Origin of the sequence: Brucella rhizosphaerae (assembly GCF_002252475.1) — a bacterium.
Classification (GTDB): Bacteria; Pseudomonadota; Alphaproteobacteria; order Rhizobiales; family Rhizobiaceae; genus Brucella; species Brucella rhizosphaerae.
Genome location: NZ_NNRK01000033.1, coordinates 42,939 through 56,891, shown reverse-complemented (window position 1 = coordinate 56,891; position 13,953 = coordinate 42,939). Strand labels below are relative to the sequence as shown.

Sequence of the window (13,953 nt, the reverse complement as noted above, 5' to 3'; positions counted from 1 at the left end):
TTTAGAAGGTGAACATTGTGAGAATAGTACGTGATCCAAAACTAGCAAAAAAGATCAATGACATGATCGGCCTCATCGAAGGCCAAGGCGACATTGGTAAGCAACTCAGAGAAATCAAAGCGTCAATCGAAGCGCTCAAGGAACTTGTAGGCAAAGTTCGAGGTAGTGGCGAATTCTATGTCGAACCAGACACAGATCACACCATCGTTTTGGTTCCAGAATTGACGGCGAAATGCCGTGTAACGATTGCTCCTCACAACTCTTGGTCTGCGAATAGCATGAACAAAGTGTGGGTTCAGGACATTTCAAAAGGTGAACTCACGATTGGTCATGTCCGAGGTGAGGAAGAACTACGCTTCAATTTCATTTACACCGAATAACATTACCCGAAAAAGGCAAATACATTGGCAATAGTACGAGACCCAACAGTTTTTAAGCGCATCAGTGAGATCATTGATGACATTGAACATGAAGGCGACTTTGAAGAAGCGCTAGCGCAGTTTGAAGCCGATATTGCAGCGCTTCAAGCAGAGCCGATTGTGCCTTCCGGCGGCGGTTCATTCGTGATGGAGACAAGCACGGTCAGCACATTGATCGTTGATCCGCGAATTACAGCAAACAGCAGAATTTCCTTCGCGCCGCGTAATGAGCCATCTGCAGAATATATGACCGATCTTTGGATGGGTGACATATTCGACGGGCAGTTCAGCATCTGGCATCGCTGGACGACCGAAAATCTGTATTTTGATTATATATTTTTCGACTGATCTGAATTCATTTAAATACATATTTGAAGAATGATTTTTAACTAGAGATATTATGAATGTTGAACGAGTAGATACTTACGAGGGTGTAAAAAAGGAATATCCGAGAGTGCGCGATTGGTTGAAAAACGCCATGGCCTATTCAATAAACCCGGATAACGAAGACGCCTTAATCGACGGAATTTACAGCCAAAAATATACTTTATGGGTTTCCGATAATGCCGCTTGCGTAACGCAAGTATTGGAGATCGACGGCCAGAAAGTTTGCTTCCTCTATCTCGTGGGCGGCAAGCATGGTTCGGCAATGAAAGAGATACTTTGCGATGGTCAGAACTTAGTCGAGGAGTGGGCTAAGTCTATGGGCTGCAAAGGTTTTTATACAAGCGCACGTCCCGAATGGGAGCGAGTTTTGAAGCGCTTCGATTTTTCAGTGCAATCAGTAAATTACTATAAGGAATTTTGAGAATGGCAAGCACTCCAAAAGAAACTACTACAAAAACGGAGCCGTGGGACGGCGCGAAACCCTATCTGAATAAGTATTACGCACAGGCTGATCAGGCTATGTCCAACGGACAGCCGATGCCTTGGCAGGGCGACTTGATTGCCAAGCAGAGCGACGAGACTAAACGCGCGCAGGAAATGATCTCGCAAACAGCAATGCAGGGATCGCAAGGGATCAAGAACGCACAGAACGCCGTAAACAATATTACGAGCGGCGCAGCATTTCAGAATAATCCTGCCGCTAACACTCTCGCGCAATCGCAGAATTGGACAAATCCGGGCGTTCAGGCAACGCAGGATGCGATGAAGAACATCAATACCAACTACAGCAATCCGGCGCTCGGTCAGGCTGCTAACGCTGGCAACTTCAGTAATGCGGCCTTCGGATTGCAGCAGGAACAGGCGCGCAATCTAGCCGGTGCGAACAACCCCGCAAACTCCATGCTAGCGAAGACCGCGAATGGCGAGTTCCTTGGTGCTAACGAATATCTGATGAACGATATTGCAAACGCCAACAAGTCCATGATGGATCAGTTTAAAAACATTACATCACCGCAGTTGGACTCACAGGCAATGATGGCCGGTCGTTCAGGTTCTGGTGCTGCTGCATCGATCCGCAATGACGCAGAAAGCACAGTCGCAAATGCGATGGCAAAGAACGCGACCACTATGCTCGGCGATAATTATGCTCGTGAACGTCAGAACATGTTGGGCGCACAAAACAGCATGGGCAATTTCTACAATACAGATGTTGCGAACCAGTTGGGCGCTAATGCGAACCTCGCGAACACGTCGAATAGTCAGCAAGACATGCGCAATCAGGGAACTAACATGTATGGTAACCTTGCTAACGCGACGGAGCAAATTCGTCAGGGCGCTGTCGGCCAACAGTTGTCAGGTGCAGGTCAGTTAGGGCAGCAGGCACAGGCTCAGCAGGGAATGCGAAACGATGCTGCGACTAACTACTGGCAGCAGATGCTACAGCAGTCAGGTCAGCAACTTGCGGGTGCTGGTATGGCCGGTGACATGCGCGACCTCGATTATAAGGATGCAGACCGCCTTGCAGGTGTAGGTGCGCAGAAAGACGCTTATTCCGATGCATCCCTAGAAGCGCAAATCCGTAAGTGGGATCTAGAGCAGAACAAGGACATTATGAACGCGGCAAACATGATCAACATGGTCACGACCGGCGGTTACAACAACCAGACTAAGCCGGTTCAATCCAGCGGTCTCGGTGGCGGATTAGGCATCCTCACAGCATTGCTCGGATTGCTTTAAGAACAAAAGGTGAACTATGGCTAACAATCTTATTGAAGAACTTTTGAAAAAACTCGGTATCGGTGGGGCAGCGCAGGTTGACCCCACTGCTTTGCCAGCGGGAAGCCAACGTCCGATTGAACAGGTGATGAGTGGCGACCAGCAAGCGAAGCCTGCACATCGCAAAACTATTCTTAATGCGTTTTTGCCGGAGCAGACAGAAGACGAGACAAGCGCTCGTCGTCGCGGTCTTTTCCGCATGGGTGCACAGATGCTTGCAGACTCCGGTGCTTCGTATGAACCGAAGGACGTTATGGGAATTGCTGGTCGTGGCCTGATGGCAGGCTTAGACGGCTACGATAACGAAATGGACGGAGCGCAGAAGCGTTTGCTTACCGGCGCAAAGGTTGCCGCTAACGATGCGGCACTGAAGCAGCAGAAGGAAAATGCTGCTTTCGCCGGAACACTTGGCGGTTCTAGTGGCAGTGGGGCAGCAGTAGGCTCTACAGCAGGCGGAATGGGGTACAGCGAAGACCAACTCATGCAGATTTACAAGCATCTCATGGCGAACGGCGAATTCGCGGAGGCGAGCAAAGTCCTCGCTATGGTACAAGAATTACGCAAAACCGCTGCTGGTAAGGGAATGGTGGTCGGCGAAGACGGCACGCTAGTTTCTGCTCCCGGATATACAGATGGTCTTGAGCGAAATTCGCGCGCTGAGGACGAGGGCAAATACACGGCTGACCGTAAGAATTACGATTTGTATGTCGAGCAAACAACGGCAAAGGGCGAAACGCCTGTAGATTTCAACACTTGGCAGAAAGATCAGAAGGCAGCAGGTTCCACAAAGGTCAATGTGAACACCGGCGAGAACAGCAGTAAGTATGCCGAAAAGAGCGACGAAGAAGCAGCCAAGCGTCATAACCAAATCATTGAAGAAGCAAACAATGCTCCGCAGATGATCGGCGACATGGACATGTTGCTGGAGTTAGGTCGCAATATCGGCACTGGCAAGTTCGCAGAATTCACGCTGCTAGTTGGTCCATACGCAGAGGCAATGGGTATTGATATTGACGGACTTGCACCTGCGCAGGCTTTTGATGCGGTAGTTAATCGTCTTGTTCCGAACATGCGTCCGGCAGGTTCAGGTGCAATGTCGGACTTTGATGCGAAGATGTTCCTCAAATCGTTGCCTAACATCGGTAACACGCCAGAGGGTAACGAAGTTATCGCAATTACGATGCGAGCAGTTCAGGAAAACAAACTTGCTGCTGCGGCCATTGCTCGTCGCGCACAGAAGGGTGAAATTAAATGGACCGAGGCAGACGAAGAGATTTCCAAACTGCCAAATCCGTATCAGCGATTTAAGGCTTATCAGGAAGAGAAGCGTCAGGCGGGTATCGATATCACCACCCGCATTAAGCAAGCCCAAGCAGCCCCTAAAGCGGCAGATGATAACTCGCTACCGCGAATAAGTACGCCGGAGGAGGCTGATGCTCTCCCATCCGGTACGTGGTTTATCGCTCCAAACGGTTCGAAGATACTTAAGAAATAATACAAAAAAATAACAAGAAGCCCGATCAACGGGACGAGGTGAAAAAGTGGCAGTTAATTCTAATGCGCGATACGCGTATGACTATTTGCAGCGTCGTTACAATTTAACTCCGGTGCAAGCAGCAGGTGTTGTCGGCAACCTGATGCAAGAAAGCAGCATGAATACCGGCGCTCGCAATCGTGGTGACGGTAGCGACGGCTCTGACAGTGTCGGTATTGGTCAATGGAATGGCGGACGTGCAAAGGCTCTCCGCGCTTTCGCTGCTGATAGGGGTAAACCAGTTACGGACTTGGATACTCAGTTGGACTTCGTGCATCACGAACTCAACACGACCGAAGGCGCTGCTTTCAATCGTCTAAAGCAAGCAGACGATGTTCATTCAGCAACAGCAGCAATGATCGGATTTGAGCGCCCTCAAGGCTGGCGTGCAGATAATCCTACAGCGGGACACGGCTGGAACAACCGTCTGAAATACGCGGGCATGGTTCACGGAACGCCCGCTGATCAGTTGCAAAGTTTAGCACCGCGTAGTGCTGATCCGAGAACCTTCACTCAGAGTGAAGCAACAGCATCACAGCCAGCAACGAACCAGCCAATTCCTGCCGAAACGACCGAGGCAGAACCAGAGAAGAAAAAGCGTTTATTCGATCTGGATATTCTCCCTGACGAAATCGCAGGCGTGAAAACCGATGATGCGATAGGCGGCTTAGGTGATGTTGCAAAGATATTTTCGGAGCAGGATCAGGAGTTTAACCGTCAGGCTGCGCAAACAGGTGGACTCATAGGCGGCGGCGGTCAGGTGCAGTTGAATCTCTTAAATAGTCTGGGAGCACCCGACGAAAAGAAGAAGATGAAACCGTGGGAACTACAACTCGCAATGCTCGCGAGACAGGGTGGCTTAGGTGGTCTCGGTGGCATGAGAGGGCTTGGTTAATGGCTAGCGCAAAGAAGAAAGAAAATTGGTGGGAAGATACGGAGCGCTTCGAAGGCGAAGTTGTTGAGGCTGCTCCTGTCGCTTCGGACAATTGGTGGGATAACGACCAAGTTTACGAGAGTGGTCCTCAAATGCCTCGTCCAGATGAAAGTCGGCTAAATCCCAATCTAGAAGCACCGCACGGTATTCGTATGCAAGTGGGTGCGTTAAAGAAGCCGGAAGACCGCCTGACCGCCTTGCGCAAGACTTATCCGAATGCCGAACCATATGGTGAAGACAACTTCATCATGACGGACACGGAAACAGGCGACACCATTTATTACAATAAACCGGGTCTTACTATGCGCGACGTAACCAGCGTCACCCCGGAAATTGTCGAGGTTCTTGGTGCATTAGGAGGCGGGGCCATCGGTGCGCTGACCGGAAACCCGTTAGGCGTTATTGCCGGTGCTGGCTCAGGTGGTGCCGCTGCAAAAGACGGCACCGAACGTCTTATCAATTGGGCATATGAGAACGAAGACACACGAGACAACGCCGAATACGCAACTGATAAAGCAATCGATTTCGGACTTAATGCGGGTGGTGAGGCCGCTGGTATGGCTGCGGCAAAACTCGCCGGTGCTGGCTATCGTGGTGCGAAGAATAAGATTGCAAAATACCTGACACGCGATGGCGACGATGCGGCGAAGGTTTCACAGACCGCTAAAGACTTCACCGAAGCCGGTATTCCAACGACAGCAGGAACAGTAACAGGCAGCGCGAAACAGGCCGCTCGTGAAAAGAGGCTTGTCGATGCTTACAATCCAAAGGTTTCTAAGACGGTCAAGGAACTCGATGAAGGACTGAAAGGCGAATTCGGTCGTATTACGGATTTCATCAATCCTAATCCGGGATCTCGTCAGAGTGTCGGTGAAGCAATTCAGGACGCTGCAAAGGACTCTCAGGACTTCATCAATCGACGTGTTGGCGATCTTTATAAGCAGACCGATGATTTGGCCGGTGGTGCAGCGGCGACAGGCCCGAATACCAAGGCGCTCGCGGCTGATTTGAAAGTTGAGAAGAAAACGCTCAACGAAAGTGCGAAACTGAACAAAGGCCCGTATTTGGATCAGGCCATTAAACAGTCTGATGCACTGGCTAAAGACTTGCGCAGGGGCATGACGTTCCGTGAGATGCAGGATGCGCGTGAAGAATTAGGGCGACTTGCATTTGCTCCTGACGTCAATCCGACGCTCAAGAACTACTTGGTGCGCACGCACGATGCCGTGACGAAAGATATGGAAGAAGCGGCAAAAGGGGCTGGCGGTGCTGCGTTCGATACTTGGAAGCGGGCCGACGAAGCATACAAGGCTCGTTTTGGTCGCGAGGGTTCGGACCGTGTTTTGAACCCGCTTGCTAATTCTGAAAGCGGTGAACGGGCATATAGCATGTTGACCGCCAATCTCCAGCATGGCGGGACGCGCATTGGTAAGGTTCGTGAAGTTATCGAAAAGGCTAACGGCCCTGATATGTGGGGAAGCGTAGTCCGCCATCACATTACTGAAATAGGCACACACACTACCGCTGACGGCGCAGCCGAGTTTACTGGCAACAAGTTTCTCCAGAATTGGACGAAAATGTCGCCGGAAGCGAAGGAGGCAATGTTCAAGGGAACGCCTTATTCAACAGCACGCGCTGACCTTGATCGTCTTGCCCGACTTACTGATGCTCGCAAGAAAGCAGCAGCAGCGAGCGGTGGGAAGCCCGATGTCGGCACAAACATGCTTCTGGCATGGGGAACCCTTGGTGTTTATTCCGGTGTTAAGGGCATTAGCAATGACATGAAGGCTCGTTTGGCAACCGATCCACGCATCGTGAAGTGGTTTGCAGACATTCCGATTGCGCAGAAAAACGGCGCGCTCATGGATCATAGCGCGGTCTTGAGAAACATTGGCCGTGAACTAAGCAAGGAATATGGGAACGATTGGGTTGAGCAGGAAATCGACGCTTACTTAAATAATTTCAAACGCTGACGCGAACAGCGCGGAAAGCGCTTAAATACGAAGAACACCGCATAACAATAACAATAAGGTGGTTAAATGGCTGATATTAATAGTTCTAAATGGATGGAAGAAGACGTTCTTAATGTCGCCCCTCCACCAGATGGTTTACCTGCTGGTACGCCTCCAACAAGTCTTTATGACATTATTCGCGCAGATAAGGGCGCGATCAAGCGCAAAGATACTCGCGAGAACCCTCGCAAAATCTCATCTGGTACTGGAGCGGCATACGTTCTCACATTCGACGTAGGACCTACTGAGTTTGTTCGTGGCGACCGCTATTCATTCATCGCGCATATTGCGAACACTGGTCCTGCTTCACTCAAAGTGAACGGACAGGTGGCGCGTGCCATCGTCAACAATGACGGTAGCCCGATTTCTCCAAACCAGATTAATAAGGATCAGATCGTAGAACTTGCTTTCGACGGCACAAGTTTCCGTTTGCTATCCACTAGCACTGCAAACCCTGCTTTCACGGGACTGACTACGCTGGAGAACTTAAACGTAACCGGCGCAACAACAACGAAAACTATTACGACAACGGGTACGATAAGCATCAAGTCGGAAGCCAATCGCATTCTATGGTTCAGGGACGGTGACGGTAAAGAAACCGGCCTCATTTATAATAACAGCGGGAATAACAACACCCACCTACGCGCCTACACGCCGGGAGAGACGACTTATAAGGAAGCAATTCTCCAACCGGATGGCCAGTTGATTCTCAGTGCATCTCCGACAAGTGCAAATGCAGCAGCAACCAAAACCTATGTTGATAACGCGTTCAACAAAACGGTGACAGCAGGCAACGGTCTAACAGGCGGCGGTACTATCAGCGGCGGGGTAACGATCACGCTTGGCGCACCAACAACTGTTACGAATTCAACGACAAACTCAGTCACAGCAACCGGACATACTCACGCACTCTCGCTCGTAGCAGGAGATATTACGGGCGCTCTCGGATATACGCCACAAACACCTGCTCAGGTCAGCAGTGCTATTACTGCTGCTACCAACGGCAACATGAATGGATATGCATATCCTCGTCGTGTCGGTGGTGTGAATATGCAGTTCAACTGGTCGGGGCAGGGCGGACAGCCGACATGGGTTTGGGGCGGATCAGACGGCGTTAACATGTACGTATATAACCCTGCGAACTTCAACGTGAACTCCGTTGGCGGTTGGACACAGGCAACAATCTCGAATCAGATTGAAGGTCGTGCCAATGCGTGGGCGGTACAGGAAGCGCGTAATCGATCTGTTTTCAACGCCATCACTGGTCAGGCATCCCTCAACAGCCACGGCCAGGAATGGCAGAACACCACTGGTTACGACTTAATGGTTCAGGGTCAAGTCACGACAACGAATACCATCTCGTTGAGAGTTTGGAACACGACTACCGGCGTGACCTGCACTAGCAACCAATTCTGTCGTGTCCGTCAGGGTGAGTCCATTCGCATCGAGCGTAGCGGTAGCGGTTCGTATTCATGGACAGGGTATTATTTCGGAGTGACACGATAATGGATACTGAAAATCATTTTTATTGGAATACCGCCAAAGGCTCAATTGTAGTCATCACCGCCCTTACAGGCGAATTAGTAGCGTCAGAGTTCCTCACGGACCTCATTTCGGTTCCTGTTCCGCCAGCGGGCAATGACTGGGTGTGGGATGCGGACACTAAAACGTGGTCGCAGCACATCACTTGAAGGGCTAGCCGCCGTCACATTATTTTCAGTATTGTAGCGCGACGGGCGTCCAACTCGTCGCGATCCATTAAATGTTTGCATGAATCTACAAAATGTTCGACCGTCAACGGGGACACTCCTTCGCGCATCGGCGAAGTCTTCAAGTCGAATTTGTTGGTCAGTCGGCCTTGCTTGTCGAATTCGTAAGCCACAATGCCAGAGCCGATAATCACACGGAAACGGCGTGTATCCATATCGAAGGATATGAAGTCGATGATCTGCGTGAGTGCTTGCGCGATCTTTGAACGGCTCTCGTAGACTTTCTCGTCCGATCCGGTTTCCCACATCTTGCGTTCGCTGGCGATCCGTTCGGCAAGCGAGTTAGCGTTACGTTCTGCACTGTCCAGCGTCATTAAATCGGCGCGCAATATTTCGAGTTCGGCTTTCGTACTGTCCTCGCGAGCCCGACGTTCAGTCAGTGCCCGCATCACGTCCGCACGAGTTGCGTCATCGTCGGCCATCGCTGCAACGCTCATGAGGTTCTTGCGCTGCTTCTCCAACTCAGCGAGCGTGGTTTCGTGGCTCGCAATCTTCTCCTGCAACTGCTGCTTCCCAGCGCTGTTGTTTTCACGAGCAAACGCGGAGAAGGAATGAAACTCCTTCACATGGTCGAGAATGGCACTCTCAATCTTATCATATCGGAATTGTCCGCTTGGTCCGGTGCATGTACCGCCGCGATAGTTGTTGTCGCAACGAATGTACTTCTGAGGGTTTTTCGCAGCACCGCCCGTTTTAATGAGCATTCGGCCCTGACAATGTGCACAAGTGGCGAGTGGCCCGATTAGGTTCGTAAGCCTTTCGCCTTTTCGTCCTGCTGAATTGCGAACACGCTTGTTCTTTTGCACTCGCCAGAAAAGTTCCTCGCTAATCACAGCAGGCAGATAACCGCGCAGTGCTTCGCCGTATGGTTGTGACTTTCCGTTAACACGATGAACGGGCTGATACGTTCCAATCACCGCTTCGTTCCGTAAAATTAACCCTACCGTTGGCTGTTGCCATTCACCTTTGCCGGTCAGAGTAGGGGTCTTTGCCTCATTGAGACGGCGAGTAATTACGATCTGGCCTATGCCTGCATCAGCCCACTCGTATATCTGTCGCACAGTGTCGGCATGTTTGTTCAGCCGGTACTCGTATTTGTCTGGCGCAATCTCGATTTGATCGTACCAACGGAACATGTGATGCGAAAAGCGCGTCTCACCGGCAAGCGCCCGTTTGCGTCTGCCTTCTGCTGCTCGTTGTAGTCGGTCACTCTTCGTCTGGCTCTCTTCATGTGCGCGAGACATGATTGCCAGCGACATCATTAATTGCGTCCAGTTCTCGTCAACTGTCGCATCAGAGTAAACCTGCTTATCTGCAAGCGTTACAATGGTTATTCCGGCGTTGATTAGTTCGATGAACGGGCCGAGCGCATTGCGAACTTGCAGTCGTGAAAGACGATCCAAAGACTCAACGAGCAGGTAACTACCGCGTTTGATTTGTCCGTTCTGCACGAGTTGCAAAAACTGTCCAAGCGCACCGGATCGCACGTTTGCACCAGTGTAAGCGCTGATACCGATATCGTGCAGTGTCTCGTCCAAACGGAGATTGTTTTCGGCTGCATATTCGCGGCTACGTTCAAACTGACGACGAAGCGAATCACCCTTCAACTGCTGTTGGGTACTCATGCGCACATAAGAATATGCAGTGGGGCGAATGTCGGTTTCGGTCATCGGTACAGCCTTCTTTAACCATTAACGGCTATGGTTAAGAAACTCCCTTCCTTTAGCAGTTGCTAACCAAGTTCCTTAACGTAATAGCATAATACAAATCTTAACGTTAAGTTGTATTTAACTTTTTCTGAATACTCTGCCCTTGAATACTCGGTTCCGACGCGGTTGCGGCGTGACAAATCGATGGGGCAGATAAATGAATGGTCTTATTAGAAATTTGTGTGCTGGTTTAGCCGCATCGGCAGCTTTGATGGCTTCTGGTTCTCTCGGCATGGCAGCGGATTACATTGAACCCGTGCCGGAAGTGATTGTCGCTCCTCCAGCAGTCGGAGGCTGGTATCTGCGCGGCGACGTGGGCTATTCAGCTGCGAAGTTTCGTGGTGCAAGCTACACGCTGCCGGGTGGCGGTGGGTGCAACACCTGCGGTGAGGGTGATCCACAAATTCATGGCGGCAAGCTGAAGGGCTCGTTCCTGCTTGGCGGTGGTGTTGGTTATCAAGTGACCGATTACTTCCGTACCGATTTGACGCTCGACTATATGACAAGTGCGAAATTCACCAGTGACCGTGACGAAAGCAAAATGTCTGCCTTGTCACTTCTGGCCAACGCTTACGTTGATCTCGGCAATTTTGGTGGCGTGACACCTTATGTCGGCGCCGGTATCGGTGGCACCCGCGTGAAGTGGGATGATCTCGTTGATACGACGAATGGTGGTGCACTGCCTGGTGATGCAAACTGGCGTTTCACCTATGCTCTCATGGCTGGTGCGTCGGTTGATCTGACCCATAACCTCAAGCTCGACGCTGGTTATCGTTATCGTCATATCAATGGCGGCAAGATGTTCAACGGTGCCTATGGTGTTGGCGATGGTTATGACAAAGGCATGAATGTTCACGATGTCCGCGTAGGCCTTCGTTATATGTTCGGCGGTTGATAGCCACTCATTTGCTGAATCAAAGGCTCGGGCAACCGGGCCTTTTTCTTTTTGTTTCCAGGAATCCTGTCCAAACTGCACATAAGTTAGTTTTGCGATGATTTTTCGTTTTTAAAATTTCAAATTGCGCATACAAGGCCGCATGAAATTAGTGTTGCCTCAAAAATAAAAGTTAGACTGCGCGCAGTCTGAAGGGAGAGAAATGAAAGCCATTGTCGCTTTGTCTGATTTTGTCGGACGCTCTTTTGCCGTTTGGATTATCGTCTTCGCCGTACTTGGTTTCCTGCTGCCATCGACATTCAGTGTATTTGCGCCGTGGATCGTTGTGTTGCTCGGTATCATCATGTTTGGCATGGGACTGACGATTTCGACCAAGGATTTTGCCGAAGTTGCCCGACGTCCGTTTGAAGTGCTTATCGGTGTTGTCGCTCAATTCGTGATCATGCCGCTCCTCGCAGTTCTGCTGACCCGCATTATCCCGATGTCACCGGAAGTTGCTGCGGGTGTAATTCTCGTTGGCTGTTGTCCGGGTGGCACAGCAAGCAACGTGATGACCTATCTCAGCAAAGGGGACGTCGCGCTTAGTGTTGCTTGCACGAGTGTGACGACCTTGCTTGCACCGCTTGTTACGCCATTCCTCGTGTGGTTCTTTGCGAGCCAGTATCTTCCCGTCGATGCAATGAGCATGTTCATCAGCATTCTCAAGGTTATTCTTCTGCCTCTCGCACTCGGCTTTGTTCTGCAAAAGCTGATGCCGGGCCTTGTCCGGGCAGCAGTTCCAATGCTGCCACTGGTATCCGTCATTGGTATCGTTCTGATTGTCTCTGCTGTTGTTGCAGTCAATAAGGTCGCCATCGCTCAGTCCGGTGCGCTGATCTTCGCAGTCGTGGTGCTGCATAACGGCTTTGGATTGATGTTTGGCTATTTCGCGGCAAGAGCTGCGGGACTTTCCCTTGCCAAGCGCAAAGCAATCAGCATTGAGGTCGGCATGCAGAACAGTGGTCTGGGTGCAGCTCTTGCGAATGCGCATTTCTCGCCATTGGCAGCTGTGCCAAGCGCTGTTTTCAGCGTGTGGCACAATGTATCGGGCGCACTCATCGCAAGCTACTACGCGCGTATGCAAGATAAGCCATCAAAGAAGTAATTATTGAGACATTTGAACCCGCCGGGGTGCTCTGGCGGGTTCTGTAAAAATAACTCGCACGCCATATTGTGTAAATTTTGCTTTCCGGTATTTTCATCAGCGGGCCACGCCTCCCCAACGAGGCGCGTGCTATCTGTGAGGATAGGAAACAAAATGACGACGATTGCGAAGCCGGCAGTTCGCCCGGCTAACCCTAATTTTTCATCTGGTCCCTGTGCAAAACGCCCCGGTTGGTCGCTTCAAGCGCTTGCCGACGCGCCGCTTGGCCGTTCGCACCGCGCGAAAATCGGCAAGAACAAGCTGAAAGAAGCCATCGACCTTACCCGCGAAATTCTCGGCGTTCCGGCCGATTACCGTATCGGCATCGTGCCTGCATCTGACACGGGTGCAGTTGAAATGGCACTGTGGTCGCTGCTCGGTGAGCGCGGCGTGGATATGGTTGCCTGGGAAAGCTTCGGCTCGGGCTGGGTCACAGATGTGATCAAGCAGCTTAAGCTCGAAGACACCCGCACCTTCGTTGCACCTTACGGTGAGCTGGTCGATTTCGCTGAAGTCGACTTCGACCGCGACGTTGTCTTTACCTGGAACGGCACCACCTCAGGTGTGCGTGTACCAAACGCCGATTTCATCCCGGCAACGCGCAAGGGTCTGACGATTTGCGATGCAACGTCGGCCGCTTTTGCGCAGCGTCTTGATTTCGCTAAGCTCGATGTTGTTACCTTCTCCTGGCAGAAAGTGCTGGGCGGTGAGGGTGCGCATGGCATTCTCATTCTGTCCCCACGTGCTGTTGAGCGTCTGGAAAGCTACAAGCCAGCATGGCCTTTGCCGAAGATTTTCCGTCTCACTTCGGGCGGCAAGCTGATCGAAGGCATTTTCGTTGGCGAAACCATCAACACGCCGTCCATGCTTTGCGTTGAAGATTATCTCGACGCACTGAGCTGGGCGCGTTCGGTTGGCGGTCTCGATGGTCTGGTCGGACGTGCTGATGCGAATTTTGCAGTTCTCGATGCATTCGTTGAGAAGACGCCTTGGATTGCCAATCTGGCAGAGAAGCCTGAAACGCGCTCCAATACGTCTGTTTGTCTGACCATCGTTGACCCGGAAGTGACTGCACTTTCGGCGGATCAGCAGGCGGCTTTTGCCAAGGGTATTGTTTCGGCACTGGAAAAAGAAGGCGTAGCTTTCGATATCGGTGCGTATCGCGATGCACCATCGGGCTTGCGTATCTGGGCTGGTGCAACAGTTGAAGCTTCCGATTTGGAAGCGCTGACAGCATGGCTTGATTGGGCTTTTGCTGCGCAGAAAGCCGCGCTGAAAGCTGCTGCCTAATCCGGGGAAATGCATGAATTCGGGGTCGTGTTGGGGCGATCACGG

13 protein-coding genes are annotated in these 13,953 nt (G+C 51.3%); 12 read left to right on the top strand and 1 reads right to left on the bottom strand.

From position 1 onward, the window contains the following. Positions 1 to 17 precede the first annotated feature (17 nt). From CEV32_RS16080 to CEV32_RS16040, 9 genes are all read left to right on the top strand, one after another. Positions 18 to 380, top strand: a complete 363-nt coding sequence (locus CEV32_RS16080) for a hypothetical protein (RefSeq protein WP_143128844.1) — start codon at positions 18 to 20, stop codon at positions 378 to 380. Positions 381 to 404: 24 nt separating this feature from the next. After that, positions 405 to 767, top strand: coding sequence for a hypothetical protein (locus tag CEV32_RS16075; protein WP_094578134.1), 363 nt, complete (start codon positions 405 to 407; stop codon positions 765 to 767). A 52-nt stretch (positions 768 to 819) separates the two neighbouring features. Further along, positions 820 to 1,227, top strand: a complete 408-nt coding sequence (locus CEV32_RS16070; protein WP_094578133.1) for a hypothetical protein — start codon at positions 820 to 822, stop codon at positions 1,225 to 1,227. A gap of 2 nt (positions 1,228 to 1,229) precedes the next feature. After that, a complete protein-coding gene (locus CEV32_RS16065) occupies positions 1,230 to 2,543 on the top strand; it encodes a hypothetical protein (protein WP_094578132.1) in 1,314 nt (437 codons plus the stop codon). Positions 2,544 to 2,559: 16 nt separating this feature from the next. Further along, the gene (locus CEV32_RS16060) at positions 2,560 to 4,077 is read left to right on the top strand and encodes a hypothetical protein (RefSeq protein WP_094578131.1); all 1,518 of its coding nucleotides are present in this window, start codon (positions 2,560 to 2,562) and stop codon (positions 4,075 to 4,077) included. 46 nt (positions 4,078 to 4,123) lie between these two features. Continuing rightward, positions 4,124 to 5,011, top strand: a complete 888-nt coding sequence (locus tag CEV32_RS23735; RefSeq protein WP_167382818.1) for a phage tail tip lysozyme — start codon at positions 4,124 to 4,126, stop codon at positions 5,009 to 5,011. Further along, positions 5,011 to 7,023 carry a hypothetical protein gene (locus tag CEV32_RS16050; RefSeq protein ID WP_094578130.1) on the top strand — a complete coding sequence of 671 codons (2,013 nt, stop codon included), beginning with the start codon at positions 5,011 to 5,013 and terminating at the stop codon, positions 7,021 to 7,023. Before CEV32_RS23735 ends, CEV32_RS16050 begins: the two co-directional genes overlap by 1 nt. A gap of 66 nt (positions 7,024 to 7,089) precedes the next feature. Beyond that, positions 7,090 to 8,568 (top strand): hypothetical protein, encoded by a 1,479-nt coding sequence (locus tag CEV32_RS23840; RefSeq protein ID WP_208620861.1) that lies wholly within the window; start codon positions 7,090 to 7,092, stop codon positions 8,566 to 8,568. After that, complete coding sequence (locus CEV32_RS16040) at positions 8,568 to 8,753, top strand: hypothetical protein (RefSeq protein WP_094578129.1); 186 nt, start codon at positions 8,568 to 8,570, stop codon at positions 8,751 to 8,753. The genes CEV32_RS23840 and CEV32_RS16040 overlap by 1 nt, the downstream gene beginning before the upstream one ends. A gap of 14 nt (positions 8,754 to 8,767) precedes the next feature. Here CEV32_RS16040 and CEV32_RS16035 read toward each other — a convergent pair whose 3' ends face one another. After that, positions 8,768 to 10,501, bottom strand: a complete 1,734-nt coding sequence (locus tag CEV32_RS16035; RefSeq protein WP_094578128.1) for a recombinase family protein — start codon at positions 10,499 to 10,501, stop codon at positions 8,768 to 8,770. Positions 10,502 to 10,697: 196 nt separating this feature from the next. Here CEV32_RS16035 and CEV32_RS16030 point away from each other — a divergent pair, with 196 nt between their 5' ends. The 3 genes from CEV32_RS16030 to CEV32_RS16020 all read left to right on the top strand — a co-directional run bounded on the left by CEV32_RS16030 (position 10,698) and on the right by CEV32_RS16020 (position 13,908). Next, positions 10,698 to 11,435, top strand: coding sequence for an outer membrane protein (locus CEV32_RS16030; protein WP_094578127.1), 738 nt, complete (start codon positions 10,698 to 10,700; stop codon positions 11,433 to 11,435). A 202-nt stretch (positions 11,436 to 11,637) separates the two neighbouring features. Then, positions 11,638 to 12,579, top strand: coding sequence for a bile acid:sodium symporter family protein (locus CEV32_RS16025; RefSeq protein ID WP_094578126.1), 942 nt, complete (start codon positions 11,638 to 11,640; stop codon positions 12,577 to 12,579). A 153-nt stretch (positions 12,580 to 12,732) separates the two neighbouring features. Continuing rightward, entirely contained in the window at positions 12,733 to 13,908 is a 1,176-nt protein-coding gene (locus CEV32_RS16020) for a phosphoserine transaminase (protein ID WP_094578125.1), read from the top strand. Positions 13,909 to 13,953 lie beyond the last annotated feature (45 nt).

Bases quoted from the DNA above. Each gene is read 5' to 3' on its own strand.
- CEV32_RS16040 (WP_094578129.1), top strand. From the start codon at position 8,568: ATGGATACTGAAAATCATTTTTATTGGAATACCGCCAAAGGCTCAATT.
- CEV32_RS16050 (WP_094578130.1), top strand. From the start codon at position 5,011: ATGGCTAGCGCAAAGAAGAAAGAAAATTGGTGGGAAGATACGGAGCGC.
- CEV32_RS16070 (WP_094578133.1), top strand. From the start codon at position 820: ATGAATGTTGAACGAGTAGATACTTACGAGGGTGTAAAAAAGGAATAT.
- CEV32_RS16060 (WP_094578131.1), top strand. From the start codon at position 2,560: ATGGCTAACAATCTTATTGAAGAACTTTTGAAAAAACTCGGTATCGGT.
- CEV32_RS16035 (WP_094578128.1), bottom strand. From the start codon at position 10,501: ATGACCGAAACCGACATTCGCCCCACTGCATATTCTTATGTGCGCATG.
- CEV32_RS23840 (WP_208620861.1), top strand. From the start codon at position 7,090: ATGGCTGATATTAATAGTTCTAAATGGATGGAAGAAGACGTTCTTAAT.
- CEV32_RS16020 (WP_094578125.1), top strand. From the start codon at position 12,733: ATGACGACGATTGCGAAGCCGGCAGTTCGCCCGGCTAACCCTAATTTT.
- CEV32_RS16030 (WP_094578127.1), top strand. From the start codon at position 10,698: ATGAATGGTCTTATTAGAAATTTGTGTGCTGGTTTAGCCGCATCGGCA.
- CEV32_RS16065 (WP_094578132.1), top strand. From the start codon at position 1,230: ATGGCAAGCACTCCAAAAGAAACTACTACAAAAACGGAGCCGTGGGAC.
- CEV32_RS16025 (WP_094578126.1), top strand. From the start codon at position 11,638: ATGAAAGCCATTGTCGCTTTGTCTGATTTTGTCGGACGCTCTTTTGCC.